Origin of the sequence: Caenispirillum salinarum, from assembly GCF_044803115.1 — a bacterium.
Classification (GTDB): Bacteria; Pseudomonadota; Alphaproteobacteria; order Rhodospirillales; family Rhodospirillaceae; genus Caenispirillum; species Caenispirillum salinarum_A.
Window position 1 is genome coordinate 236619 of record NZ_CP085224.1, and the last position, 25654, is coordinate 262272.

Below are 25654 nucleotides of genomic sequence, written 5' to 3' on the forward strand. Positions count from 1 at the left end.
GTATTTACGCCGCGCGGGGTGGGGGCGCAATGGGTGGTGTCAGGCGCGGTGGCGTTGGCTTGACCCGCTTGACGCCCTTCCCGCCCCGCCGCACTCTCCGTCGATGACCGAAAGACCGCTCTCTCCCGCCGTTTTCATGGACGCCGCCTTCGCCGAAGCCGAGGCCGCCGGTGCGCGTGGGGAGGTGCCCATCGGGGCGGTCGTGGTGGAGCCTGCTACGGGCCGCATCCTCGCCCGCGCCGGCAACCGCACGGAAGAGGACCGCGACCCAACCGCCCACGCGGAACTCCTTGCCGTCCGTGCCGCCTGCGCCGAACGGGGCGACGCGCGGCTGCCTGATTGCGACCTCTACGTCACCCTGGAGCCCTGCCCCATGTGCGCCGCGGCGATCGGTTTCGCGCGCCTCCGGCGGATATATTTCGCCGCCTACGACCCCAAGGGCGGCGGGGTGGAGCACGGGCCGCGCATCTTCGACCAGCCCACCTGCCATCACCGGCCGGAGGTCTACGGCGGCTTGCGCGAATCCGAGGCGGCGGCCCTTCTGCGCGCCTTCTTCGAGGCCCGGCGGTAGACGTATCCACACCCGCAACCGGGCTTTCTCTTGCGCGGGCTTTCCGGCTTGGGCATCCTTGCGCGCCTGATGGATGCCTTCATAAGGAGTTTCTCATGTACAAGGATTGGGCCAAGCTGGCCGAGGATCTGTCGGGTACCCTGCGGGACGTCCACAAGGGCATCCCCGACACCATGAAGCATTTCTCCGCGCTCGCCCGCGCCGCCACCGCCGAGGGCGCCCTGGACGTCAAGACCAAGGAACTGATCGCGCTCGCCATCGGCGTCGCCACCCGCTGCGACGGCTGCATCGCCTTCCACGCCAAGGCCGCCGCCAAGCACGGCGCGACGCGCGAGGAAATCCTCGAGACCATGGGCATGTCGGTTTACATGGGCGGCGGTCCGTCGTTCATGTACGCCGGCCAGGCGCTGGAGGCCTTCGACCAGTTCAAGGCCGACCAGGACGAGGGCTGACGCCGTGATGCCGACCCTCCGCCGCCTGCTGCGTCCCGCTTTCGCCGCCGCAACCGCGGCCACCGTCGCGCTGGCGCTGGGCGCGGCCGGACCGGTGGCGGCGGCGGGCGGCGGCAGCTCGGGCGGCATGGAGCGCGGCGACGTGGCGGAACTGGCCGGCGAGTACATCCTGCTGGACCCGCTGTGGGTGCCCATCCAGGACACCGCCAACCAGCGCACCTATCACGGGGGCCTGCTGGTGCGCCTGAAGCCCAATCCCGAGCGCAAGGTCGACGCCTGCTATGTGGTGCCCGACGTGGTCGACGCGCTGGTGGTGGACTTCTTCCACAACCGGCTCACCCGGTCGGAGCACCAGCGCCCCGGTTACGTCGCCAAGCGCGTCCAGACCGTGGTCGAGGCCGAGGCGGGCAAGGACGTGTTCGACATGCCCCAGGTGTTCGACCAGGTGCCCGAGATGGACGACAACAGCATCAAGCTGTCGCGAACCTGCCAGTAAATCTTCATTATACTTTCGTAGACCACTGCCACCCCCGCGCTTGTGAGTGCGTTGCGGCAGGAGTATGATGCACCGCACAATCCCACGCCCATTGACCTGGAGGAGGGTGGCATGTCCGACGACGTGATCCTGAACTACTACGAAGACATCGAGGTCGGTCAGAAGGCGGTCTTCGCCAAGACCATCACCGAGGCCGACATCCTGATGTTCGCGGGCGTCTCGGGCGACACCAATCCGGTCCACCTGAACCAGGAATATGCCGAAGGCACCATGTTCAAGGGCCGCATCGCCCACGGCATGCTGTCGGCGGCGCTGATCTCCACCGTGTTCGGCACCAAGCTGCCCGGTCCGGGCTGCATCTACGTGGGCCAGAGCCTGAAGTTCAAGGCCCCGGTCCGCCCCGGCGACACCGTGACCGCGGTGGTCGAGTGCACCGCCAAGGCCGACGAGAAGAAGTTCTGCACCTTCAAGACCGTCTGCACGGTCGCCGGCAAGACCGTGATCGACGGCGAGGCAACCCTGATGGTGCCCACCAGGGCCGCTGTGACGGCCGCGGCGGAGTAACCCTCCACCGCTTCCGGCACGCCAGCCGGAACCAAAACGGCGGGCCGCCTGCGAAAAAGAAGGCGGCCCGCTGTTGATTCCCGGACACCAGGTTTACATTAGGGGGGTGACGACGCCCGAACCCCCTCCCCCGCGGCCGTCCATGCCTGGCCGCATCCTGCTGACCCGCGCCTCTCTGCTGGCGGAGCGGCTGTGGGAACGGCTGTGGCCGGCGCTGACGCTGGCGGCAGTGTTCTTCGGGCTTGCCTTCCTCGACATTCTGCCGCGCCTGCCCGGCTGGCTGCACCTGGGCCTGCTGGTGGCGCTGGCCGTCGGAACCCTCGCCGCCCTGGTTCTGGGCCTGCGCCGCTTTCCCTGGCCCAGCCGGGGAGAGGCGCGGACGGCGCTGGAGACGCGCGGCGCCCCCGGCGATCACCGCCTGCCCTACCACCGCCCGCTGACGGCGCTGGAGGACCAGCCCTCCCGGCCCCACGGCGATTCCCTGGCGGCCGGCCTGTGGGAGGCCCACCGCGCCCGCATGCTGGCGGCGGCGAAGCGCCTGTCGGTGCCCTTTCCCAGCCCCCGCATGGCGAGCCGCGACCCGGCCGGCGTGCGCGCCGTGGGTGTTCTGCTGCTGGTGGTGGGCGCCGCCATCGGCTGGGGAGACCTGGGCCAGCGGCTGGAGCGCGCGCTGAACCCCACGCTGCCCGCCCCGACATCCGTGCCGCTGACCGCCGACATCTGGATCACGCCGCCGGCCTACACCGGCCGCGCCCCCCTCACCCTCGCCGCCGGAACCGGGCCCGATGCCGAGGGCGCCGGCGGCGTCGCCGCGCCCCAGGCCGCCGGCCCGCTTCGGGTGCCGGAAGGCTCGGCGGTGGTGGCCCTGGTCCACGGGGCGGACGACCCGGCCCTGCGCGTCGACGGGACCGGCGGCGCGACCATTCCCTTCGAGGCCATCGGCGACGGCAGCCACCGTCTTGAGACCCAGCTGTCCGCCGGCCAGCGGCTCGCCATCCTGGAGGACGGCGACGTGGTGGAGTCCTGGCCCATGACGGTGGTGCCGGACATGCCGCCGACGGTGCGCTTCACCGGACCGCCCGAGGAAACCTCGCGCTGGCGCCTGCGCCTGCCCTATGCCGCCGGCGATGATTACGCCATCGAAACTTTCCTGGTGCAGATCACCCGCCCGGACCGCCCCGACGCGGAAACCCTGGAGGTGGAGCTGACCGCCCCCGCGCCCGGCCCGGCGGATGCCGAACTGGTGGAGCAGCCGGGGCGCGCCGCCATCGACCTGACGCCGCACCCGTGGGCGGGGCTGTCGGTTACCGTGCGCCTGAAGGCCACCGACGCCGCCGGCCAGACCGCGTATTCCGACCCCATCGACACCATCCTGCCCGAGCGCCAGTTCCAGCACCCGATCGCCCGCGCCATCGCCGCCGTCCGGAAAGAGGTCGCCCGCGACCCCGATCAGGCCCGCGACGCCGCCAAGGTGCTGGACCAGATCAGCCGCGAGCCGGCCCGCTTCAGCCACGACTCGGTGGTGTTCCTGGGCCTGCGCATCGCCGCCGACCGCCTCTACCATTCCGGCGACGACACGGCGGAGCGCGACGGCGTGCTCGACCTGCTGTGGGACCTGGCGATCCGCCTGGAGGACGGCGGCCTGACCCTTGCCGGCCGCGATCTGGAACGCGCCGAGGAAGCCCTGCGCGAAGCCCTGGAAAACGACGCGCCCGACGCCGAGGTGGAGCGCCTGATGCAGGAGCTTCAGCAGGCGCTCCAGCGGTTCTCGGAAATGATGGCTGAGATGATGCGCGACATGCCGCAGATGCCGCCGTTCGAGGGCCCCATGCCGGACAACATGCAGACCCTCGACCCGCAGGGCATGCAGGAGATGCTCGACCGCATGCGGGAGATGAACGAACTGGGCGCCCGCGATGCCGCCAAGGCCATGCTCGACGAGCTGTCCCGCATGATGGAGGCCATGCGCAACATGCGCCCCATGTCGCCGGAACAGATGCAGCAGATGCAGCAGGCGCAGGAGATGATGCGCGAGTTGCAGGACCTGGCGCGCGAGCAGGAACGCCTGCTGGAGGAGACCTTCCGCCGGAGCCAGCAGTTCCCGCAAAGCCCGCTGTCGCCCTTCCAGCAGCCACCGATGCCGGGCCAGCAACAGCAGGGCCAGCAACAGCAGGGCCAGCAGCAACAGGGGCAACAGCAGCAGGACCAGCAGGGCGAGCAGGAGACGCTCACCGCCGCCGAGCAGGAGGCGCTGCGCAAGCGCCTGGGCGACCTGATGCGGCGCCTGGGCGAGATGACCGGCCAGGTGCCCGAGAACCTGGGCGACGCCGAACTGGCCATGCGCCGGGCCGAAGAGGCGCTGCGCGGCCAGCAGCCCGGCCCCGCCTCCCAGGCCCAGGGAGAGGCACTGGAAGCCCTGCGCGACGGCATGGGCCAGTCCATGCAGCAGATGATGCAGGCCATGGGCATGGGCCAGGGCATGATGATGCCCATGCCGATGCCCATGGGCCGCGGCCAGATGCCCGGCCGCGACCCCCTCGGCCGCCAGCAGGGCATGGACCCGGACACGGTGGAAGTGCCCACCGAGCCCGAGGAAAAACGCGCCCGCGAACTGCTGGAAGAACTCCGCCGCCGTGCCAGCGAACGCGACCGTCCGACAGAGGAACTCGACTACCTGCGGCGCCTGCTGCGGCAGTTCTGAGGGCGCATCCGTTGGCTTCGCCCTGGCGCGCGACTGGGGGCGCCGCCTTTCCGCAAGTCGCGGGGAGCGCGAGGGGGAGGCCGGGCCTTCGCCTCGCACCCTCATCGTTCACCGCTTCGCGCTGGCGCGCGATCTGGGACTGGGGGATGCGAGAGGCGCGGCCTCTCGCGCTCTCGGTCTGTTGCGGAGGTGTGCCGCCTTTTCCGTGCGTGCGGACGGGCTGAAAAAGCCTCGGAGCGTCTGTGTCGCGGGGGGCGGCAGGGGACGTGGTTCTGTCTGGTCAGACGTCGGCGAGAGCGGGTTGAGGGTTTCCAAATCGTCTGGCAGCGGATGTGAATTCCCGCTTTCGCAGGGGCGACGGGTTTTCAAGTTATTGTTTGTAGAAAATAACTGTCATTCCTGCGGCGGCAGGACCGTCCGCCTTCCTGAAATCGCGGGGAAGCGCGAGGGGAGGCCGGGCCTTCCCCTCGCACCGCTTCACCGGACCGCGATCACTCTGCCGCCTGGTCCGCCTGGTCCGGCTGCGCCGGTGCCTGCGTCTGCGTCTGCGACTGGATGTCCCGTCCCATGCGCTCGGTGGCTTCGGAGAGTTGCTGGCGGGCTTCGTCGATGGAGGCCAGCAGTTCGGCGCGTTGCGTTTCCAGGCCCTGGACGCGGGCCTGCGCCGACTGCATCGACTGGGTGACCTGGGCGAGACGCTGTTCGGTCTGTTGCAGTTCCGCCTCGCGGCTGGCGATGCGGGCCTGGAGGGTGCCCATGGTCTCCTGCCGTTCGGACAGGGTTTCCTCGGCGTCGGCGAGGTTCTTGCTCAGCTCGGTCGCGCGCTGTTCCAGGGCGGAGACGCGGGATTCCGCCTGCCGGGCTTCGGCCTGGGCCTGTTCCATCCGGGCGCGCACCTCTTCCAGAGCGCTTTCCGCCTCTGCGCTCTGCTGCCGGGCGTTGGTGATTTCCTCGCGCATCTGGGTCAGGCGTGCCTCGGCGCCCGAAACCTCGGCCGCGATGTCGGTGGCGCGGGTCTGAAGGGCGTCGAGCGCGCCGCGTGCTTCCTCCACGGCCAGGGTGAGTTCTTCCTCCTGCGTCTGCAGGGACTGCACCTCGGCCTCGCGCTGGCCGGCCTGGCTCTCCACCTGGGCGGCTTCCTCGCGCAGAGCAGTCAGGCGGTCCTCGGCGGAGGTGACGTCGATGGTCAGTTCGGTGATGCGGTCCTGCAACTCGTTGGCTCGGCTCTCGGCGGCACGGGCTTCCTGGACCGAGCCTTCCAGCTGCGCCAGTTCCTCCTGCGCGGCCTGCTGCTGCTGCTCGGCGGTCTGGGCCTGGGCCTGGGCTTCCTCGGCGCGGGCCTGGGCCTCCTCCATGCGGGCCTGCGCTTCCTCGGACCGGGTCTGGGCCTCGACGGCCAGGCGCTCGGCTTCCTGCGCCTCGGCCTCGGCGCTTTCCCGGTCGGCGCGCAGGGCGAAGAGGACGGTTTCGGTTTCCGATATCTGTTCCTGGATGGTGGCGAGGTCGCCGGCCGCCTCGCGTTCGGCTTCCAGGGTGGCACGCAGGTCTTCGACGGTGCCGCCGCGGGCGGCGGCGACCCACCATCCGGCGATGGCCACGATGGCGAGGACCACGGCGACGGCGACGGCCGACATGGGCCAGGAACGGGTCGATGCCATGACGGGGGAGTCCTCCATGCGGGTGGTGACGGGCCGGTCTTCTCCAAGAACGATCCATCATCCCCCGCCGCTCGGGCCCCGTCGGGGCTAGGCGTCCGCCTTTCGATCGGCCGCGTCGCCCCTGCCCACTCCTATCTGCCCAGGCCCTTGGCGGCCAGGTCGGCCTCGTAGTCCTTCATCAGCTCGTCCTGGCGGTGGCCGAGTTCGTGCAGATAGGTCCAGGTGTAGATGCCGGTGTGGTGGCCGTCGTCGAAGAGAATGCGGATGGCGTAGTTGCCCACCGGCTCCACGTCGGTGATGCCCACACCGCTTTTGCCGGCGACGGTCTTCTTTTCCGCCGGGCTGTGCCCCTGCACCTCGGCCGAAGGGCTGTAGACGCGCAGAAGCTCGGCGCCCAGCACGAAGCTCTCGCCGGTCTCGAAGGTGATGTGCAGGGTTCGCGCGCCCCGGTCGACGCCGATTTCCTCGGGATAGATGCGGTCGCCGGCGCCACTCATGCGGCGGGTCCGTCGTCGAGCGGGCGCGCCTCGTCGATCAGCATGATGGGGATGCCGTCGCGGATGGGATAGGCCAGCCCGCCCTTCTCGCTGATCAGTTCGTTGTGCTCGCGGTCGTACTTCAGCGGCCCCTTGGTCAGCGGGCAGACCAGGATGTCGAGCAGCTTGGGGTCGATGGCGGCGGCGGAGGGCTGGGACATGGGTCGAAATCCTTCGATCGACGGCGAATGATGACGGGGTGTATCACATGGGGCTGCCGGGCGGCATCCCGCCGCTGTCGAAGGCGCCCATTTCCAGCAACGTCACAAGCGTGTCGGCCCGTTCCTGCGGCGTGTCGGCCTCCATCAGCGCCTGGCGCTCCACCGCCGACAGGGGGCAGAGCATGGCGAGGCTGGTGACCAGGTTCAGGGGGCCCAGGGCCGAGACGATCTGCGGGTCGAACTGCATGCGGTGGCGGGCGGCGAAGCTTTTCAGCGCCGTCATCAGGCGGTCGCGGTCGAGCCGGATGCCGTCGGGCAGCTCCAGGTCGTGGGCGAAATCCTTCCATTCCGCCTGCACGCGCCGATAGCCGCGCCTGAGATCCAGTTCCGGCCCCACCCCGAAGCGGCAGACGCCCGTCAGGGTGATGAGCAGGCGCCCGTCGTCGGTTTCGGAAAAGGCGGAAATGCGGCCGGCGCAGCCCACCGAAAAGACCTTGGGGCGGTCCTGGCCCAGGCCGAGCGGCCCGTTGTCCAGCGGCAGGACCATGCCGATCATGCGGCTGGACCCCAGCGCATCGAGGATCATGTTCAGGTAGCGCGGCTCGAAGATGTTGAGCGGCAGCCGCCCGCCGGGCAGCAGCAACACCTCGCCCAGCGGGAAGATGGGAATGACGTCGGGTAGGTCCTCCAGACGCGGATGGAACGGCCCTGGCATAGTCACGACGTCACTCCCCTGCGTTCATCGCCCCTGTGGAAACTATATCACACGGCTGGGCGAGGCGTGGTGTTGTCAGGCATCGCCCGGATAGGGTCAGGCGAACATCATCGACGACAACTTCCTACGGCCCTTGATGGTGGCCGGATCGGTGGGCCCGAAGGCCTCGAAGAACTTCACCAGCTGGGCGCGCGCGGCGTCCTCGTTCCAGGTGCGGTCGCGCTTGAAGATTTCCAGCAGCTCGTCCACGGCCTCTTCCCGCTTGTTGGCGGCGTAATAGGCGTTGGCGAGGTCGAAGCGGGCCTGCAGGTCCGCGGGGTCGGCCTCCACCTTCTTTTGCAGGGCGACCACTTCCTCGCTGTCGGCGGGCGGCGTGTCGGCCAGTTCCAGCGCCGTCTTGGCGGCCTGGACGTCGGCGTGGGCCAGGATGTCGGCGGGAAGCTGGCTCAGCAGTTCCTTGGCCGCGTCGGGCTCGCCCATGGCGACGTAGCAGCGGATGATGCCGGCGATGGCGGGGGCGTTCTGCGGGTCCTGGCCGAGGATCTGTTCGTAGACGGCGGCGGCCTGGTCGGCCTGCCCCTGATCCAGAAGCTCCTTGGCCTGCTCCAGCGCCTGGTCGATGACGTTGGCGCCGCCGCCGGCCAGCTTGTCGATGAACTGCTTCAACTGGCTTTCCGGCAGCGCGCCCTGGAAGCCGTCCACCGGGCGGCCGTCCTTGAAGGCGTAAACGGTGGGAATGGACTGGATGCGGAACTGCGCGGCCAGTTCCTGGTCCTTGTCCACGTCGACCTTGACCATCTTCACCTTGCCGCCGGACTGGCGCACCAGCTTTTCCAGCATGGGGCCCAGCGACTTGCAGGGGCCGCACCATTCGGCCCAGAAGTCGACGATGACGGGCACCGTCTGCGACTGCTCGATGACGTCGGCCATGAAGGTGGCGGCGGAGGTGTCCTTGACGGCATCGCCGCCCGCGCTGCCACCGCCGCCCTGGGTGCCGCCGCCGCCGGCCGGGTTGCCGGCTCCGTCGAGAATGATAGCCATGGTCGCTTCGTCCGTATCCTGGATGGTGTGAAATGTCGGGCCCGGCCGGTTCCCGCGACCGGGGTGGAAATGCGCTTTCCTACATGGCGCGATGCGGCGGGCCTGACAAGGGCCAAACGCCCATGCGGCGCGGGGGGATCGACGGTTGCCGGGCGGGCCTGCGCCGGCCCTTCCGGCCGGGGAAAAATGAATCGGAAAAATGTCTTGCATCGCGCGCGGCGATGGTTATATTCCCCTCCACGCCGCAACGACGGGCCGTCACGAAAGTGCAATCGGTTCAGTGGTTTGCGGGGGTCTTACTCGATGCGGGCGTAGCTCAGGGGTAGAGCACAACCTTGCCAAGGTTGGGGTCGTGGGTTCGAATCCCATCGCCCGCTCCAGTAAGAAGACCGGCTGTCGAGCCTGGCGCTCCGGCCGGTTTTTTGGTTCCCTCCGCGGATGGCTTTCGGGCCGGAGGCGGAGGTCATACCCGACGCGGGCGTAGCTCAGGGGTAGAGCACAACCTTGCCAAGGTTGGGGTCGTGGGTTCGAATCCCATCGCCCGCTCCAACAGACGAAAAACCGGCCGTAGAGCATGACGCTCCGGCCGGTTTTTCTTATGGGCCCTCACCCCTTCCCCAGCGGAATTCCGTCCGCCAGCACGGCACCCGTGACCACCAGCGCATAAAGCAGCGCCGCGATGCCGGCCAGGAACAGCAGGTTGCCGATGCGGTGCAGCGGGTAGCGGGTGCGGTCGGCCACTCGGCGTTCCGTCGAGCGCTTTTCCGTACCCGCGATCAGGGTCACGAACAGCCCCCGGCCGAACCACGGCACCGAGAAGCGCAGGTCCACCGGATGCCGCCGCCATGTCCTGCCGGGCAGGGCCTCGCGCAGCAGCGCGCGCTGCTCCGCCGACAGGGTGCGGACGAAGTCCGGCGGCAGGCGGGCCAGTTCCGGGGCCTCGGCCGCCTGGTGCAGCGGCGGGTTTCCGGCCTCTGCCTCAGCCGGAGCAATGGTGCGGGCCGCCTGGTTCATGTGGAAACTCCCCCTCCTGCCGCGCCGCCCCCGCAGCACGTCCGCCGTACCGGTGCCGAAGGCCCGTGTTACGCGCATCCAGTGTCCCTGAAGCCCCCACTCCGGTCAAGGTCTTGACCCATGGCGCGCAACGGGTGCGGCGCGGGCCGCGTCGCCTGGGGTGCAACTCAGGTATTCCGGCGCCGGATCAGGCGTCTAAACCGTTGAAAGAAAATTTCATCGGCGCGAAGCTGGAGCCGGTACCCGAGCCCTGCACAGGGCGGTCATACAAGAAACGTGCGTCCAGCAAACAAAACAGACACTTCGGAGGAAATCCCATGTCGCAGCGGGCGGTGTCGCTCAAGGCGGAGTTGGTCGACCGTGTGGTCGGCCTGATCGGCGATCGGCTGGACCCCAAGGCGGCAGAACCCGCCGGGCGGTTCGTCCGCCACCTGTTCCGCCATGTGCCTCCCGACGACATCCTGGACAAGGACGCCGAGGCGCTTTACGGCGCGGCGATGGGGCTGTGGCAGTTCGCCCGCACCCGCACGCCGGGCAAGCCCAAGGTGCGGGTCTACAATCCCAGCTTCGAGGAAAACGCCTGGTCGTCGGACCACACGATCGTCGAGATCGTCAACGACGACATGCCGTTCCTGGTGGATTCGGTGACGGCGGAACTGAACCGCCTGGACCTGGTGGTGCATCTGGTCATCCACCCCATCATCCACGTCAAGCGCGACGAGAACGGGCGTCTGGTGGAGCTTCTGGAAGGCTCTGACGATCCCGACTGCCAGTCCGAGTCCGTCATGCTGATCGAGGTCACCGAGCAGGGCGAGGCCGCCGTGCTGGAGGCCATCGCCCGACAGCTCGAGGACGTGCTGGGCCAGGTGCGGGCCGCCGTGCGCGACTGGGAACCCATGGTCGGCCGCATGACCGAGGAGATGGAGACGCTGCGCGCCCGTCCCGACGCCGCCGTCGGCGAGGAAAGCGGCGAGGTGGCGGATTTCCTGAAGTGGCTGCTGGAAAACCACTACACCTTCCTGGGCTTCCGCCGGCACGATTTCGTCGGCGGCGGGGCGGAAGGCCGTCCGACGGTGCAGGTCGACCGCGACTCGCAACTCGGCATCCTCGTCGACGACAGCATGCTGGTGTTCGACGAACTGCGCGACGGGGCGGAACTGCCGCCCGATGTCCACGCCTTCCTGACCCGTCCGGCACACCTGATCATCGCCAAGGCCAACAAGCGGGCGCGGGTGCATCGGTCGGTTCACATGGACGTCATCGGCATCCGCCGGTTCGACGATTCGGGCGCCGTGGTGGGGCTGGACCTGTTCGTCGGGCTGTTCACGTCCAACGTCTACACCAACAGCCCCATGTTCGTGCCGGTGCTGCGGCGCAAGATCGACCGCATCATCCGCAACGCCAACTTCCGGCCGCGCAGCCACGACGGCAAGAAGCTGACGAACATCCTGGAGAACCTGCCCCGGGACGAGCTGTTCCAGTCCTCCGACGAGCAGTTGCTGGAAACGGCGCTGGGCATCCTTCATTTGCAGGAGCGCCAGCGTGTCGCCCTGTTCGCCCGCATGGACGAGTTCGAGCGCTTCGTCTCGTGCCTGGTCTTCGTGCCGCGCGACCGCTACGACACGGCGCTGCGCCTGGCCGCCCAGGACATCCTGGAGAAGGCCTTCGGCGGCGTGATGACCGCCTATTACACCCAGGTGGTGGACAGTCCGCTGGCGCGGCTGCACTTCATCATCCGCACCACGCCCTACAACATCCCGCCCTATGACCTGCGCGAGGTGGAGGCCCGCCTGGCCGATGCCGCCCGCCAGTGGTCCGACCACCTGGAAAGCGCCCTGTTCCAGGCCAAGGGCGAGGAGGCCGGCGCCCGGCTGTTCCGCCGCTACGGCCATGCCTTCCCCAGCTTCTACCGCGAGCGCTTCACGGTGCAGGCGGCGGTGGCCGACATCGACCGCATCGAGGCCATGGTCGAGGGCAACCGCTCGCTGGGCATGAACCTCTACCGCCCGGTGGAGGTGCCCGAGACGCAGGTGCGCTTCAAGATCTACCACGCCGACGCCGCCGTCAGCCTGTCGGACATCCTGCCCATGCTGGAAAACATGGGCTTCCGCGTCATCGGCGAGGTGCCGTTCGAGATCCGCGTGCGCGAGGGCGAGCCGGTGGCCCCCGGCGAGTCCAACGGCGCGTCCGCCCACGGCCCGTCCACGGGCGCGCGGCGCATGGTCTGGGTGCATGACTTCGAGATGGAAACGGCCGACGGCTCGCCCATCGACGTGGGTGCGGTGCGCGATCACCTTCAGGAAGCCTTCGGCCGCATCTGGAACAGCGAGGCGGAGAACGACGCCTTCAACCGCCTCGTGGTCTCGGCGGGCCTGAGCTGGCGCGAGGTGGTCATGCTGCGCGCCTATGCCAAGTACCTGCGGCAGGCGGCGTTCACCTTCAGCCAGTCCTACATCGCCCGGGCGCTGAGCCTGCACAACGGCATCACCCGCGCCCTGGTGGACCTGTTCCACGCCCGATTCGATCCGGCGCGCGAGGGCCGCGATGCGCCGCTGGACAGCCTGACCACCGACATCCGGCACATGCTGGACGACGTGGCCAATCCCGACGAGGACCGGATTCTCAGGCGCTACCTGAACCTCATTTCGGCGACCCAGCGGACCAACTACTACCAGGCCGACCCGCAGACGGGGCAGCCCAAGAGCTACATTTCCTTCAAGCTGCGCTCCGGCGAGGTGGAGGACCTGCCCCTGCCCCGCCCGTGGATGGAGGTCTGGGTCTACAGCCCGCGGGTGGAGGCCATCCACCTGCGCGGCGGCAAGGTGGCGCGCGGCGGCATCCGGTGGTCGGACCGGCGCGAGGACTTCCGCACCGAAATCCTGGGCCTGATGAAGGCGCAGATGGTCAAGAACGCGGTCATCGTCCCTGTCGGCTCCAAGGGCGGCTTCGTGGTCAAGCAGCCGCCGGCCGAACAGACGCGCGAGGCCATCCAGGCCGAGGGCATCGAGTGCTACAAGACCTTCATGCGCGGCCTGCTGGACGTCACCGACAACCTGCGCGGCGACGCCGTGCTGCCGCCGGCCGACGTGGTGCGCCGGGACGAGGACGACCCCTACCTGGTGGTCGCCGCCGACAAGGGCACGGCGACCTTCTCCGACATCGCCAACGGCATTTCCCAGGACTACGGCTTCTGGCTGGACGATGCGTTTGCCTCCGGCGGGTCCCAGGGCTACGACCACAAGGCCATGGGCATCACCGCCCGCGGCGGATGGGAGGCCGTGAAGCGCCACTTCCGCGAAATGGGCCACGACACCCAGACCCAGGACTTCACCGTGGTGGGCGTCGGCGACATGTCGGGCGACGTGTTCGGCAACGGCATGCTGCTGTCGCGCCACATCAAGCTGCTGGCGGCCTTCAACCACCTGCACATCTTCGTCGACCCCGATCCCGACCCGGAAAAGAGCTTCGAGGCCCGCAGGAAACTGTTCGAGACGCCGCGGTCGTCGTGGACGGACTATGACAAGGACGCCCTGTCGCCCGGCGCGGTGATCTTCGAGCGCCGCTCCAAGACCCTGACCCTGACGCCCGAGATCAAGGCGCGCTTCGGCTTTGCCAAGGACACCGTCACCCCCAACGAACTGATCCGCGAGCTTCTGAAGGCCGAGGTGGACCTGCTGTGGTTCGGCGGCATCGGCACCTACATCAAGGCCTCCACCGAGAGCAACGCCGACGCCGGCGACCGCACCAACGACTCGGTCCGCGTCAACGGCCGCGAGTTGCGGGCCAAGGTGGTTGGCGAGGGTGCGAACCTGGGCGCCACCCAGCGCGGGCGCGTGGAGGCCGCCGTGCAGGCCGGCGTGCGGCTGAACACCGACGCCATCGACAACTCCGCCGGCGTCGACTGTTCCGACCACGAGGTCAACATCAAGATCCTGCTCAACGGCGTGGTGGCCGACGGCGACCTGACGCTCAAGCAGCGCAACGTGCTGCTGGAGGAAATGACCGAGGAAGTGGGCGCCCTGGTGCTGCGCGACAACTACCTCCAGACCGCCGCCATCAGCATCGCCGAGGCCAAGGGGGTGGACATCCTGGACCACCAGCAGCGCCTCATGAAGATGCTGGAGCGGGCCGGGCGGCTGGATCGCGGCATCGAGTTCCTGCCCGACGACGAGGTCATCGCCGAGCGCTTCGCCGCCAAGCGCGGCCTGACGCGGCCGGAAATCGCCGTGCTCATGCCGTACTCCAAGCTGTGGCTTTTCGACGAGATCCTGGAGTCGGACCTGCCCGACGATCCGCTGCTGATGGAAGACCTGGTGCGGTACTTCCCGACCCAGCTTCAGGACCGCTACCGCGACGCCATCGGCCGCCACCGGCTGCGCCGCGAGATCATCGCCACCCACGCCACCAACAGCATGATCAACCGCGTCGGCGGCACCTTCGTCACCCAGGTGACGGAAAAGACGGGTGTGAAACCGGCGGACATCGCGCGGGCCTACATCATCACCCGCGACGCCTTTCGCATGCGCGACCTGTGGAGCGCCATCGAGTCCCTGGACGCCCAGGTGCCGGCGACCGTGCAGATCGACATGCTGCTGGAGGCCAACCGGCTGATCGAGCGCGGCACCCTGTGGGTCCTGCGCCAGTGTCCGGCCCCGCTGGACATGGGCGCGGTGATCGAGGACCTGACGCCGGGCATCGAGGCGCTGGCCGACGGCATCGAGACCGTGGCGACGCACGACGCCTACGAGGAAGTGATGCGCCGCGTCGCCCACTTCACCGAACAGGGCGTGCCGCAGGACCTGGCGCACCGCGTCGCCAACCTGATCCTGCTGGCCAGCGCGCCGGACGTCACCCGCATCGCCCAGCGCCACGACATGGACGTCTGCGATGCCGGCCGGCACTACTTCGCCATCGGCTCGCGCTTCGGCCTGGGCTGGCTGCGGTCGGTGGCCGAGCCGCTGGCCGTCGGCAGCCACTGGCAGAAACTGGCGGTGGCGGCGATCATCGAGGAGCTGTACCGCGACCAGCGGGAACTGGCCGACGTGATGCTGTCGGCCGTCGGTCCCCGGCCCGATGCCGGCGAGGCCGTGACCGCCTGGGCCGAAACCATCGCCCCGGCGGTGGAGCGTGCCGACCAGTTGATCGGCGAGTTGCGCGCGACGGACACCATCGACCTTGCCATGCTGACGGTGGCCGCCCGCCAGTTCGGCACCATGAAGGGGGCGTAAGGGTCAGGCCGGGCCCTGCCCGCCCCGACCTCCGTTCTCATGTTTCACGTGAAACCGGGGCGTCCCTTGTGGGGCGCCCCGGTTCGCGCCATGCTTCTTCCTCCACATGAGAGGGCGGGAGTCGCAGCATGATCATCACCACCACCGACGGCATCGACGGCAAGCGCGTGACGGCATACCTGGGCGTCGTCTCCGGCGAGGCCATCATGGGCGCCAACATCTTCCGCGACCTGTTCGCCGGCATCCGCGACATCGTCGGCGGCCGGTCGGGCGGCTACGAGAAAGCCATCCGCGACGCCAAGAACGAGGCGCTCGCCGACATGGCCGAGGAAGCCCGGCGGCTGGGCGCCGACGCCATCGTCGGTGTGGACCTGGATTACGAGGTGGTGGGCCAGAAGGGCAGCATGCTCATGGTATCCGCCAACGGCACGGCGGTGACGCTGGGCTGAGGGGCGCACCCGCCCCTCGCCTGCCGGCGGCCGCGCCACGGAAAAACCCGCCGGCCCCGTGGGGCGGCGGGTTCTCCTTGGCCGGCGCTGCGGTTGCCCGGCGGCGTCAGGCATCAGGCATCAGGCGTCAGGCATCAGGCGGCGCGGCTGCCGCGGCCTTGACCGCCGTCCCGGCCGTTCAGGAAAGCCACCAGCGGCTTGTCCATCTTGGCGATGTGGTGGGTGAGCCAGTCAGCCGTGTACCCGAAGAAGTCGTTGACGGCCTCCGGCGTGTCTTCGTCCATGGTGCGCTCGAAGGTCGCCATGCGGTCGAGAAGCTTCTGGTGCTGGGCGCGGTGCTGCTCCAGATCGGCATAGCCGCGCTTTTTCATTTCCGCTTCCTCGTCCCGGAAGTGCTGGGCCATCTCGTCCTTCATCTTTTGCAGCATGGTGTGCGCCGCCGCGCTGCCGTCGCCGTGCAGCATTTCGCCCGCGAGGCTGTTGAGTTCCTCGATGATGGACTTGTGGTGGGCGTCGATGTCGGTGATGCCCGTCTTCAGGTCGTCGGTCCAGTCGATCAGCTTGATGTCTTCCTTGTTGGCCCGGACCTGGGCCACGAAGCCGGCCACTTCCGCCGTCAGGCGGCCGGCCTGGGTGGACAGCTCGCCCGAGGACTCCGCGATGCGCCCCGCCGATTCGCCGGTGGTGGAGGCGGCCCGTTCCACCTCGACGATGTTGCGGGAAACCTCCTTGGTGCCCTCCGAGGCCTGGTCGACACTGCGGGCGATCTCGGCCGTGGCCGAATTCTGCTCCTCGACCGCGGCCGATACGCCGGCGGAAATCTCGGCCATGCGCTCGATGACACGGTTGATGGCGTCGATGGCCTGGACGGCGCGCTGCGTGCCGCCCTGCACCGATTCGATGTTCCCGGCGATCTGCTCGGTCGCTCGGGCGGTCTGGGTGGCGAGGCTCTTGACCTCGTTGGCGACCACGGCGAACCCCTTGCCCGCCTCACCGGCCCGCGCCGCCTCGATGGTGGCGTTCAGCGCCAGAAGGTTGGTCTGGCTGGCGATGTCGGTGATGAGGTTGACCACGTCGCCGATCTTGTTGACGTCGTCGGACAGCGCCTGGATGGCGGCGGAGGTGCTCTTGGCCTCCTCGGTGGCCTGGGCGGCGATCTCGCGCGACACGCTGACCTGGCGTTCGATGTCGGCGCTGGAGGCCGACAGCTGGTCGGCCGCGGAAGCGACGGTCTGCACGTTCACCGAAGCTTCCTCGGCGGCGGCGCTGACGGTGGTGGCCTGGCTGCTGGTCTGCTGGGCCAGGGCGGCCATGCCCGATGCCGACTGCTGCATCTCCCCGGCCGCGCCGGTCAGCTTGCGCGCCACCTCGCCCACCGTGATCTCCAGGCTGCTCACCAGCTTGCCGAGGGCGGCCTTGCGGTGCTGCTCGGCCCGGACGGCCCCGCGCACCTTCTCCATTTCCATTTCCCGGACGCGCGCCAGCTGCTCCTTGAAGTGCTTGACCGAGCTGGCCATGCGGCCGATCTCGTCGGAGCGCTCGCCATAGGGCACCGGCACCTCGATGTTGCCCTCGGCCAGTTCGCCCATGACCCGCGTCATGGCGTTCACCGGCCGCAGCACCAGGCGGCGCACCGTGTAGCCGACCAGCGCGATCATGCCGCCCAGCAGAATGAGCGTGGTGATGATCATGGTGGTGCGGAACGCGCTCAACGGGGCGTATGCCGCCTCGCGGTCGATGGACAGGCCCAGGTACCACTCCACGCCCGGCAGCCCGGGAATGGGCATGAACGCCACCAGACGGTCTCCGGCGGAGTGCAGCACGCTGCCGTCGCCGGCGTTGACGGACAGGCCGGCGCCGGGGAAAGCGTCGTCCAGCGGTTTCAGGGTCAGCGCGTCGTCGGGATGGATGAGCACCGTATCGTCGCCGCTGATCATGAACCCGTGGCCGATGCCGCCCAGATCGATGCTGCGCACCAGGCCGATCATGGCGCTCAGGGAGATGTCGCCGCCGACCACGCCGATGTTGCGGCCATCGGCCGAGACCGGCGTTGTGACGGTGACGATCAGGTCGCCGGTCGATGCATCGCGATAGGGCTCGGTGATGGTGCTCTGGCCGAGGCGCTGGGCATCCTGGTACCAGGGCCGCGCGCGCGGATCGTAGTCCGCCGGCAGGTCCTCGGGCGGGTACATGATCATCTCGCCCTCGGTGCTGCCGAAGTAGCTGAACATGAACCGCTCGTGCATGGCGTCGCGCGAGATGAGCGTGCGGACGGCCTCGGGCGACGGATCGGCCGCGACGTTGTCGGCCAGGTTCTCGATCAGCCCGACCCGGCCGGCGATCCAGTTCTCCAGGCTCCGCGTTGCCAGCGCGCCGCTTTCGTCGACCTTCGCCTGAAGGGCCGTGCTGATCTCGTCCTGCTGCCGCATGTCGAAATAGATGGCAAAGGCGCCCACCGCGCCGATGATGACAAGGGAGCTGGCAATCAGAATCTTGCCCCCAATGCCCAAAAACCGCTTCATCCTGGTCTCCGATCCTTCAGCGCCCATTATCTTGAGCGGACTGTGCTAAGTCGGAGGTGGTGTGACAACGGGAATAAAGTATACAACGAAGGTAGAATTCCTGGTCAGCGGTGAGTTTTATTTCACGGATTTGCAACCAGCGTGAAGAAATCCCTTGTGAGACATTATGAATGTTGCGCAGGGCCCCGGTTTTCGGAAACAGCGCGCCATTCCGCCCCCGCGTCGGCGGGGTCTGGCACGCGCGTCTCCGATGCCGGTTTCCGCGCTGCGACGCCTCTTCCGCTTCGGTGCGTCTCAACCGGCGGCTAAAGCCGCTCCGGCGCCGTTTCGGCCTCGGCGGCGGCGGGCACGGTGCGCAGCAGGACCAGGCCGACCACCAGGAACACCAGGATGGTCGCCATGCCCCACCGCTGGCTGTCGGCCAGCGCCGTCACCCACCCCACCGCCAGGGGGCCGGCGAAGGCGGTGATCTTGCCCGAGACGGCGTAGAGGCCGAACAGCTCGTTGCGGGTTTCGGCCGGCGCAAGGCGCGCCATGTAGCTGCGGCTCGACGCCTGCACGGGGCCGAAGAACAGCCCCATCGCCAGCGCCAGCGGCCAGAACAGGGTCACGTCCTCCACCACCAGGATGGAGCCGCCGAAAACGATCATCCCGACCAGCCCGAAGGTGATGGTGCGTTTGGGCCCCACCCTGTCGTCGGTCCAGCCGAACAGCGCCGCGCCCAGCCCGGCCGAGACGTTCATGGCGATGCCGAAGACGATGATGTCGGAAAAGCTCATCCCGAAGGTGCCCGCGGCATAGATGCCGCCGAAGGCGAACAGGGTGTTGAGCCCGTCGATGTAGATCATCCGCGCCACCAGGAACCGCGCCACCGGGCCGTATCCCTTCAGCGCCTTGAGCGTGCGCGCCAACTCGCGCAGGGCGCCGCGCGCCGCCTGGCCGTAGGTGGTCACCCCGCGCGGGCGGTCGGGGACGAAGACGAACAGCGGCCAGGCGAAGGCGGCGTACCACACCGCCACAAGAAGGGCGGTGGCGCGCACCGGCTCGGCGGCGTCGGGGTCCAGACCGAAGGGCGGCGGGTCGGCCTGCACGAACACCACCAGCGCCACCACCAGGCAGGCCAGCCCGCCGGCGTATCCCAGGCCCCAGGCCCAGCCGGAGATGCGGCCCAGGCGTTCGGGCGCGGCGACCTCGGGCAGCATGGCGTTGTAGAAAGCGGTGCCCAGCTCGAAGGCTGTATTGGACAGCGCCACCAGCACCAGGGCATGGATCATCCACGACGCATCCGGCTCCACGAACCACAGAAGCCCGGCGCCGGTGACGCACAGGACCGTCAGGGCTCCGAGCCACGGCTTGCGCCGCCCCGTCTGGTCGGCGACGGCGCCCAGAATGGGGGCCAGGATGGCGATCAACAGGCCCGAGGCGCCCATGGCGTTGCCCCAGGCGGTGGTGCCGGTGATCTCGTCGGGTGCGACGCCGCGCGTAAAGTAGGCGGCGAAGACGAAGGTGGCGATCACCGTCGGGTAGGCCGAATTCGCCCAGTCGTACAGGCACCACGCCACGGTGGCGGACCGCTTGGGCGCGGCGGCGGCTGGGGCGGATGCGGTCATGGCGGCGGGTCCCTGGCGGCGGTGCGGCGGGCGGAGCATAGAGGATTCGCCCACGCCCCGCGACGGCCCTTGCACGGCGCGCCAATTCCGCTATATTGGGGCGCATCATCCGACATTCTCAGTGACCCACCGGGGTCTTCGAGAGTGGGCCCGAAAGGCCCGCTCTTTTTTGTTTCAGCCACACGGCATCGCCGAACGCATTGGACCCGACAGCACCCATGGACTTGCAGGCCCGCATCGCCGCCCTCATAGAGCCCACGTTGACCGACATGGGCTATGAACTGGTGCGCGTGCAGCTTCAGGGCTCCGACAGGCAGACCCTCCAGATCATGGCCGACCGCGCCGACGGGGCCCCCATCACCGTCGAGGACTGCGAGGCCATCAGCCGCGCCATCTCGGCGATCCTGGACGTGGAGGACCCCATCGGCCCGGCCTACGTGCTGGAGGTGTCCAGCCCCGGCATCGACCGGCCGCTCACCCGCCGCAAGGACTTCGAGCGCTGGAAGGATTTCGACGCCAAGGTCGAGGCGCCGGGCCTGGTGGAGGGGCGCAAGCGCTTCCAGGGCCTGCTGCGCGGCTTCGACGCCGAGCGTGATGAGGTCATTCTGCAGGTCGAGGGCGAGGGCAAGGACGCCGAGGACGTGGTCGTCGGCATTCCGTTTTCCAGCGTGACCAAGGCGAAGCTCATTCTCAACGACGCGCTCTGGGCCTGGGCCGAGGCGCAGCAGGCGGCCGTCAACCGCGACGACGACGCGGCGGCCGCCGACGACGACAACAAGGAAGGCTAGGCGAAGACGATGGAACGTAGCGTAGGCATGGCCCGTCCCGAACTGCTGCAGGTCGCCGACACGGTGGCCCGCGACAAGGGCATCGAGCGCGAGGAGGTCTTCCTCGCCATGGAGCAGGCCATTCAGAAGGCCGGCCGCTCCAAGTACGGCCACGAGAACGACATCCGCGCCTCCATCGACCGCAACAGCGGCGAAATCCGCCTGGCCCGTTACATGGAAGTGGTGGAAAGCCGCGACGAGGTCGAGGACGAGAACATCCAGATCCCGCTCGACCGCGCCAAGCGCAAGAACAAGGAAATCACCGTCGGTGAGTTCCTGGTCGACCCGCTGCCGCCCATCGACTTCGGCCGCATCGCCGCCCAGACCGCCAAGCAGGTCATCGTCCAGAAGGTCCGCGACGCCGAGCGCGAGCGCCAGTACAACGAGTACAAGGACCGCATCGGCGAAATCGTCAACGGCCTGGTCAAGCGCGTGGAGTTCGGCAACGTCATCGTCGACCTGGGCCGTGCCGAGGCGCTGATGCGCCGCGACGACCTGATCCCGCGCGAGCACTTCAAGAACGGCGACCGCGTGCGCTGCTACATCAAGGACGTCCGGCAGGAGCCGCGCGGCCCGCAGATCTTCTGCTCGCGCACCGATCCGGGCTTCATGTCCGCCCTGTTCGCCCAGGAAGTGCCGGAAATCTACGACGGCATCATCGAGATCAAGTCGGTCGCCCGCGATCCGGGCTCGCGCGCCAAGATCGCCGTGCTGTCCAAGGACAGCTCCATCGATCCGGTGGGCGCCTGCGTGGGCATGCGCGGCTCGCGCGTGCAGGCCGTTGTGGCCGAGCTGCAGGGCGAGAAGATCGACATCATCCAGTGGTCCGACGACCCGGCGACCTTCGTTGTCAACGCGCTGGCGCCGGCCGAGGTCAGCAAGGTGGTGCTGGACGAGGAAACCAACCGCATGGAAGTGGTGGTGCCCGACGACCAGCTCAGCCTCGCCATCGGCCGCCGCGGCCAGAACGTGCGCCTGGCCAGCCAGCTGTCGCGCTGGGACATCGACATCATGACCGAGGCCGAGGAAAGCGAACGCCGCCAGGAAGAGTTCGCGAAACTGTCGGCTTTGTTCATCGAAGCCCTGGACGTGGACGACGTTATTGCCCATCTGTTGGTCACCGAAGGGTTCCAGTCCCTTGAGGAGATCGCCTATTCCCCCATCGAGGAACTGGCGACCATCGAGGGCTTCGACGACGACGTGGCCGGCGAGCTGCAGAACCGCGCCGCCTCCTTCCTGGAAGAGCAGAATGCCGCCGCCGAGGCCCGCCGCATCGAGCTGGGCGTCTCCGACGAGCTGACGCTGATCGAGGACCTGGCGCCCACCATGCTGGTGGCGCTGGGCGAGAACGGCGTGACGTCGCTGGACGACCTGGGTGACCTGGCCGCCGACGAACTGCAGGACATCGTGGGCAAGGACAACATGTCCGACCACACGGCCAACAACATCATCATGGCCGCCCGCGCCCACTGGTTCGCCGAGGACGACGCCGCCGCCGAGGCGGAAGGCGTCGAGGTCGAAGCCGGTGACGAGGGCGAGGCCGGCTAGGCTTGAAGGAGCGCTGACGGCGCACCATGACGACGACGGGCGAAAGCCATATTCCCGATGCCCCGGACCCGGCCGACGAGGTCGGGGCCGAGGCCGACGAGCCCACGGGGCCGGAGCGCAAGTGCATTGTCACCGGCGCCGTGGTGCCCAAGGAAACGCTGCTGCGCTTCGTGGTGGCGCCCGACGGCACGGTGGTGCCCGACCTGGAAAAGTCGCTGCCCGGTCGGGGTTTGTGGTTGAGCCCGCGCCGCGATATGATAGAAACGGCCGTGGCGAGGAAATCCTTCGCCCGCGCCGCGCGGCGCAAGGTCACGGTCCCGCCCGATCTGCCCGACCGGGTCGAGGCCCTGATGCGCCGCCGCTGCCTGGACCTGATCGGGTTGGCCCGGCGGGCCGGGGCGGTGACCGCCGGGTTCGAGAAAGTGCGCGCCCTGCTGCGGGATGAGCGGCAGGGTGCCGTTGTCCTTTTGGCGGCCTGTGATGCCGCCGAGGACGGACGGAACAAGGTTCGGGCTCTCGCTCCCGATGTGCCGTTGATCGACCAGTTCACCGGCGCCGAGTTGGGCGCCGCGCTGGGCCGGGACATGTCGGTGCATGCGGTGGTGACGAAGGGGCCCAAGGGGCAGGGGGCGACGCTCGCCCGCCGCCTTCTGGATCAGGCGGACCGTCTGGCGGAGTATCGCCGGCCGTCGCCCGATCTGCCCAAGGCCAAGCGGCGCGCATGATGCGCCGGGTGGCCCGAGACGCAAGCGTGGCCCCGGCGGGCCGCGCCACGATGTCCCGGCGATTCGGCCGGGACTGGGGAACCGGAGACTGATTGAAGCATATGGCGAACGAGAACGAACGGAAGGCCCCTCTCTCCCTTGGTGGCAAGGGGAAGCTCGAGCTGCGGAACAAGGTCGAGACCGACCAGGTCCGGCAGAGCTTCTCGCATGGCCGCAGCAAGGTCGTGCAAGTCGAGCGCCGCAAGAAGCGCCACGTGGCACCGGGCGAGGGCACCAAGCCGGAAGCGCAGGAGGCTCCCGCGGCGCCCGCCAAGCCAGCGGTCGAGCCCAAGACGCCGTCGCGCGTGAAGCCGCAGCCGCAGTCGGGCCGGGTTCAGCCGCCGCGCCCCGAGACGCGCGCCCCCAAGGGCGGCGCGGGCCGCAACATGGGCAACGACGAAAAGCAGCGCCGCCTGGCGGCCCTGCAATCCGCCCTCCAGGACCAGAAGCGCCGCGAGGAAGAGGAGGTCCGCCGCAAGGCTGAAGAGGCCGCCCGCCGCCAGGCCGAGGAGGAGGAGCGCCGCCAGCGCGAGGCCGAGGACGCCAAGCGCAAGGCCGAGGAAGCCGCTGCCCGCAAGGCCGAGGAAGAGAAGCAGGCCGCCGCCGCGCAGGCCGAGGCCGAGGCGCCCCAGGCGCCTGCCGCCGAGACTCCGGCCGAGCCCGCCCCGGCGTCGCAGCCCGAGGGCGACCGCAAGCCCATCGCCGGCCCGCGCCGCGTCGTCATGCCCAAGCCGGCCAAGCGAGCCGCCGAGTCCGAAGAGGACGAGCGTCCCGCCGCGCGTCGCGGTGGCGGCGCCCCCGGTGGTGCTCCCAAGGCGCCGCCGCGCAAGACTGCCGCGCCCAAGGGCGACGGCGGCAAGCGCCGCGGCAAGCTGACCATTTCCGCCGCCCTGTCGGACGACGGCGGCGGGCAGCGCGGCCGGTCGGTCGCGGCCATGCGCCGCGCCCAGCAGAAGGAAAAGCGCAAGGCCCAGGGCTTCAACCAGCCCACCGAGAAGCAGGCCCGCGAAGTGGTCATCCCCGAGACGATCACCGTGCAGGAACTGGCCAACCGCATGGCCGAGCGCGCGCCGAACGTCATCAAGGCGCTGATGAAGATGGGCGTCATGGCGACCATCAACCAGCCCATCGACGCCGACACCGCCGAACTGGTGGTCGAGGAGTTCGGCCACGAGGTCAAGCGCGTGTCCGAGGCCGACGTGCTGGAGGGCCTGGGCGGGTCCGAGGACAAGCCCGAGGACATGGTCAGCCGGCCGCCGGTGGTGACCGTCATGGGCCACGTCGACCACGGCAAGACCTCGCTGCTGGACGCCCTGCGCGCCACCGACGTGGTGGCGGGCGAGGCCGGCGGCATCACCCAGCACATCGGTGCCTATCAGGTGCAGATGGCGTCGGGCGACAAGATCACCTTCATCGATACGCCGGGCCACGAGGCGTTCACCGCCATGCGCTCGCGCGGTGCCAAGGTGACCGACATCGTCGTCCTGGTCGTGGCCGCCGACGACGGCATCATGCCGCAGACGGTTGAGGCCATCCGCCACGCCCGCGCCGCCGAGGTGCCCGTGGTGGTCGCCATCAACAAGATGGACAAGCCGGGCGCCGACCCCAGCCGCGTCCGCCAGGAACTGCTCAACCACGAACTGGTGGTCGAGGAGATGGGCGGCGACGTGCTGACGGTGGAGGTTTCCGCCAAGCAGCGCCTGAACCTGGAGAAGCTGGAGGAGGCCATCCTCCTGCAGGCCGAGATCCAGGACCTCAAGGCCAACCCGGCCCGCGAGGCCGAGGGCACCGTCATCGAGGCCAAGATGGAAAAGGGCCGCGGCTCCGTCGCGACCGTCCTGATCCGCCGCGGCACGCTGAAGGTCGGCGACATCTTCGTGGCCGGTACCGAGTGGGGCCGTGTGCGCGCCATGATCGACGACCGCGGCAACCGCATCGAGGAAGCAGGTCCCGCCTATCCCGTGGAGATCCTGGGCTTCCAGGGCACGCCGCAGGCCGGTGACGACTTCGTGGTGGTCGACGACGAAGCCAAGGCGCGCGAGGTCGCGGGCTACCGCCAGCGCAAGGAGCGCGAGGCCCTGGCCGTCAAGTCGGCGCGCGGGACGATGGAGCAGATGTTCGCCAAGATCAAGGCGGGCGAGGCCAAGGAACTGCCGGTGGTCATTAAGGCCGACGTGCAGGGCTCGGTCGAAGCCATCGTCGGAACGCTGGAGAAGATGGGCACGGAAGCGGTCAAGGTCCGCGTGCTGCACTCGGCCGTCGGCGGCATCAACGAGTCGGACATCACGCTGGCCAAGGCCTCGGAAGCCGTGGTCATCGGCTTCAACGTCCGCGCCAACCCGCAGGCCCGCGAACTGTCGCGGCGCGACGGGGTGGAAATCCGCTACTACTCGATCATTTACGACGTGGCGGAGGACATCAAGCGCGCCCTGACCGGCCTGCTGGAGCCGACCTTCCGCGAGCGCTTCATCGGCTACGCCGAGATCCGCCAGGTGTACAACATCACCCGCGTCGGCAAGGTCGCCGGCTGCATGGTGACCGAGGGCATCATCAAGCGGGGCTGCAAGGTCCGCCTGCTGCGCGACAACGTCGTCATCCACGAGGGCGATCTGGGCCAGCTCAAGCGCTTCAAGGACGACGTCCGCGAAGTGCGCGAGGGCTTCGAGTGCGGCATGTCGTTCGCCAATTACGACGACATCAAGGAAGGCGACCTCATCGAGTGCTTCGAGATGGAGGAAATCGCGGCCGAACTGTAAGGCGGCCTTTCCGCCAGACGGTTCGGAAGCCCGGCCAATCG

The 25654-nt window shown here is 68.8% G+C and carries 19 protein-coding genes and 2 tRNA genes; 13 read left to right on the forward strand and 8 right to left on the reverse strand.

Features of this window, described 5'->3' with window-relative positions:
• Window positions 1–103 precede the first annotated feature (103 nt).
• From LG334_RS01115 to LG334_RS01135, 5 genes are all read left to right on the forward strand, one after another.
• Window positions 104–571: a nucleoside deaminase gene (locus tag LG334_RS01115; protein ID WP_404382490.1), complete on the forward strand. Its 468-nt coding sequence runs from the start codon at window positions 104–106 to the stop codon at window positions 569–571.
• A 95-nt stretch (window positions 572–666) separates the two neighbouring features.
• On the forward strand, window positions 667–1023 hold the full coding sequence (locus LG334_RS01120; protein WP_404382492.1) for a carboxymuconolactone decarboxylase family protein: 357 nt from the start codon (window positions 667–669) through the stop codon (window positions 1021–1023).
• A 4-nt stretch (window positions 1024–1027) separates the two neighbouring features.
• Window positions 1028–1519, forward strand: a complete 492-nt coding sequence (locus LG334_RS01125) for a hypothetical protein (protein ID WP_404382494.1) — start codon at window positions 1028–1030, stop codon at window positions 1517–1519.
• A gap of 111 nt (window positions 1520–1630) precedes the next feature.
• Window positions 1631–2083 (forward strand): MaoC family dehydratase, encoded by a 453-nt coding sequence (locus LG334_RS01130; RefSeq protein WP_404382496.1) that lies wholly within the window; start codon window positions 1631–1633, stop codon window positions 2081–2083.
• A gap of 142 nt (window positions 2084–2225) precedes the next feature.
• Window positions 2226–4784 (forward strand): TIGR02302 family protein, encoded by a 2559-nt coding sequence (locus LG334_RS01135; protein WP_404382498.1) that lies wholly within the window; start codon window positions 2226–2228, stop codon window positions 4782–4784.
• Between the two features lie 491 nt (window positions 4785–5275).
• Here LG334_RS01135 and LG334_RS01140 read toward each other — a convergent pair whose 3' ends face one another.
• The 5 genes from LG334_RS01140 to trxA all read right to left on the reverse strand — a co-directional run bounded on the left by LG334_RS01140 (window position 5276) and on the right by trxA (window position 8895).
• Window positions 5276–6442: a hypothetical protein gene (locus LG334_RS01140; RefSeq protein WP_404382500.1), complete on the reverse strand. Its 1167-nt coding sequence runs from the start codon at window positions 6440–6442 to the stop codon at window positions 5276–5278.
• A 131-nt stretch (window positions 6443–6573) separates the two neighbouring features.
• Window positions 6574–6939: a gamma-butyrobetaine hydroxylase-like domain-containing protein gene (locus LG334_RS01145; protein ID WP_404382502.1), complete on the reverse strand. Its 366-nt coding sequence runs from the start codon at window positions 6937–6939 to the stop codon at window positions 6574–6576.
• A complete protein-coding gene (locus LG334_RS01150; RefSeq protein ID WP_404382504.1) occupies window positions 6936–7139 on the reverse strand; it encodes a Trm112 family protein in 204 nt (67 codons plus the stop codon). The genes LG334_RS01145 and LG334_RS01150 overlap by 4 nt, the downstream gene beginning before the upstream one ends.
• A 43-nt stretch (window positions 7140–7182) precedes the next feature.
• Complete coding sequence (locus LG334_RS01155) at window positions 7183–7854, reverse strand: LON peptidase substrate-binding domain-containing protein (RefSeq protein ID WP_404386452.1); 672 nt, start codon at window positions 7852–7854, stop codon at window positions 7183–7185.
• A gap of 96 nt (window positions 7855–7950) precedes the next feature.
• Window positions 7951–8895 (reverse strand): thioredoxin, encoded by a 945-nt coding sequence (trxA, locus tag LG334_RS01160; RefSeq protein ID WP_404382506.1) that lies wholly within the window; start codon window positions 8893–8895, stop codon window positions 7951–7953.
• Window positions 8896–9200: 305 nt separating this feature from the next.
• Here trxA and LG334_RS01165 point away from each other — a divergent pair.
• A tRNA-Gly gene (locus tag LG334_RS01165) sits at window positions 9201–9275 on the forward strand.
• A gap of 94 nt (window positions 9276–9369) precedes the next feature.
• A tRNA-Gly gene (locus tag LG334_RS01170) sits at window positions 9370–9444 on the forward strand.
• 57 nt (window positions 9445–9501) lie between these two features.
• On the opposite strand, the gene LG334_RS01175 is transcribed toward LG334_RS01170, so the two are convergent.
• Window positions 9502–9909: a hypothetical protein gene (locus tag LG334_RS01175; RefSeq protein ID WP_404382508.1), complete on the reverse strand. Its 408-nt coding sequence runs from the start codon at window positions 9907–9909 to the stop codon at window positions 9502–9504.
• 317 nt (window positions 9910–10226) lie between these two features.
• Between LG334_RS01175 and LG334_RS01180 the strand changes: the two genes are divergently transcribed.
• Window positions 10227–15137, forward strand: a complete 4911-nt coding sequence (locus tag LG334_RS01180; RefSeq protein WP_404382510.1) for an NAD-glutamate dehydrogenase — start codon at window positions 10227–10229, stop codon at window positions 15135–15137.
• A gap of 128 nt (window positions 15138–15265) precedes the next feature.
• Complete coding sequence (locus LG334_RS01185; protein ID WP_009539375.1) at window positions 15266–15586, forward strand: heavy metal-binding domain-containing protein; 321 nt, start codon at window positions 15266–15268, stop codon at window positions 15584–15586.
• Window positions 15587–15720: 134 nt separating this feature from the next.
• Here LG334_RS01185 and LG334_RS01190 read toward each other — a convergent pair whose 3' ends face one another.
• On the reverse strand, window positions 15721–18108 hold the full coding sequence (locus tag LG334_RS01190; RefSeq protein WP_404382512.1) for a bacteriohemerythrin: 2388 nt from the start codon (window positions 18106–18108) through the stop codon (window positions 15721–15723).
• Between the two features lie 305 nt (window positions 18109–18413).
• Window positions 18414–19718, reverse strand: coding sequence for an MFS transporter (locus LG334_RS01195; protein ID WP_404382514.1), 1305 nt, complete (start codon window positions 19716–19718; stop codon window positions 18414–18416).
• A 218-nt stretch (window positions 19719–19936) separates the two neighbouring features.
• Here LG334_RS01195 and rimP point away from each other — a divergent pair, with 218 nt between their 5' ends.
• The 4 genes from rimP to infB all read left to right on the forward strand — a co-directional run bounded on the left by rimP (window position 19937) and on the right by infB (window position 25613).
• Window positions 19937–20506, forward strand: a complete 570-nt coding sequence (rimP, locus tag LG334_RS01200) for a ribosome maturation factor RimP (RefSeq protein WP_404382516.1) — start codon at window positions 19937–19939, stop codon at window positions 20504–20506.
• 9 nt (window positions 20507–20515) lie between these two features.
• The gene (gene nusA / locus LG334_RS01205; RefSeq protein ID WP_404382518.1) at window positions 20516–22093 is read left to right on the forward strand and encodes a transcription termination factor NusA; all 1578 of its coding nucleotides are present in this window, start codon (window positions 20516–20518) and stop codon (window positions 22091–22093) included.
• 26 nt (window positions 22094–22119) lie between these two features.
• Complete coding sequence (locus LG334_RS01210) at window positions 22120–22818, forward strand: RNA-binding protein (protein ID WP_404382520.1); 699 nt, start codon at window positions 22120–22122, stop codon at window positions 22816–22818.
• A gap of 101 nt (window positions 22819–22919) precedes the next feature.
• Complete coding sequence (gene infB / locus LG334_RS01215) at window positions 22920–25613, forward strand: translation initiation factor IF-2 (RefSeq protein WP_404382522.1); 2694 nt, start codon at window positions 22920–22922, stop codon at window positions 25611–25613.
• The last annotated feature ends 41 nt before the right edge of the window (window positions 25614–25654 follow it).

Bases quoted from the DNA above. Each gene is read 5' to 3' on its own strand.
- LG334_RS01140 (WP_404382500.1), bottom strand. From the start codon at position 6,442: ATGGCATCGACCCGTTCCTGGCCCATGTCGGCCGTCGCCGTCGCCGTG.
- LG334_RS01155 (WP_404386452.1), bottom strand. From the start codon at position 7,854: ATGCCAGGGCCGTTCCATCCGCGTCTGGAGGACCTACCCGACGTCATT.
- LG334_RS01150 (WP_404382504.1), bottom strand. From the start codon at position 7,139: ATGTCCCAGCCCTCCGCCGCCGCCATCGACCCCAAGCTGCTCGACATC.
- LG334_RS01175 (WP_404382508.1), bottom strand. From the start codon at position 9,909: ATGAACCAGGCGGCCCGCACCATTGCTCCGGCTGAGGCAGAGGCCGGA.
- infB (WP_404382522.1), top strand. From the start codon at position 22,920: ATGGCGAACGAGAACGAACGGAAGGCCCCTCTCTCCCTTGGTGGCAAG.
- LG334_RS01195 (WP_404382514.1), bottom strand. From the start codon at position 19,718: ATGACCGCATCCGCCCCAGCCGCCGCCGCGCCCAAGCGGTCCGCCACC.
- LG334_RS01135 (WP_404382498.1), top strand. From the start codon at position 2,226: ATGCCTGGCCGCATCCTGCTGACCCGCGCCTCTCTGCTGGCGGAGCGG.
- LG334_RS01145 (WP_404382502.1), bottom strand. From the start codon at position 6,939: ATGAGTGGCGCCGGCGACCGCATCTATCCCGAGGAAATCGGCGTCGAC.
- LG334_RS01190 (WP_404382512.1), bottom strand. From the start codon at position 18,108: ATGAAGCGGTTTTTGGGCATTGGGGGCAAGATTCTGATTGCCAGCTCC.
- LG334_RS01210 (WP_404382520.1), top strand. From the start codon at position 22,120: ATGACGACGACGGGCGAAAGCCATATTCCCGATGCCCCGGACCCGGCC.
- LG334_RS01130 (WP_404382496.1), top strand. From the start codon at position 1,631: ATGTCCGACGACGTGATCCTGAACTACTACGAAGACATCGAGGTCGGT.
- trxA (WP_404382506.1), bottom strand. From the start codon at position 8,895: ATGGCTATCATTCTCGACGGAGCCGGCAACCCGGCCGGCGGCGGCGGC.
- nusA (WP_404382518.1), top strand. From the start codon at position 20,516: ATGGAACGTAGCGTAGGCATGGCCCGTCCCGAACTGCTGCAGGTCGCC.
- LG334_RS01185 (WP_009539375.1), top strand. From the start codon at position 15,266: ATGATCATCACCACCACCGACGGCATCGACGGCAAGCGCGTGACGGCA.
- LG334_RS01180 (WP_404382510.1), top strand. From the start codon at position 10,227: ATGTCGCAGCGGGCGGTGTCGCTCAAGGCGGAGTTGGTCGACCGTGTG.
- LG334_RS01115 (WP_404382490.1), top strand. From the start codon at position 104: ATGACCGAAAGACCGCTCTCTCCCGCCGTTTTCATGGACGCCGCCTTC.
- rimP (WP_404382516.1), top strand. From the start codon at position 19,937: ATGGACTTGCAGGCCCGCATCGCCGCCCTCATAGAGCCCACGTTGACC.
- LG334_RS01120 (WP_404382492.1), top strand. From the start codon at position 667: ATGTACAAGGATTGGGCCAAGCTGGCCGAGGATCTGTCGGGTACCCTG.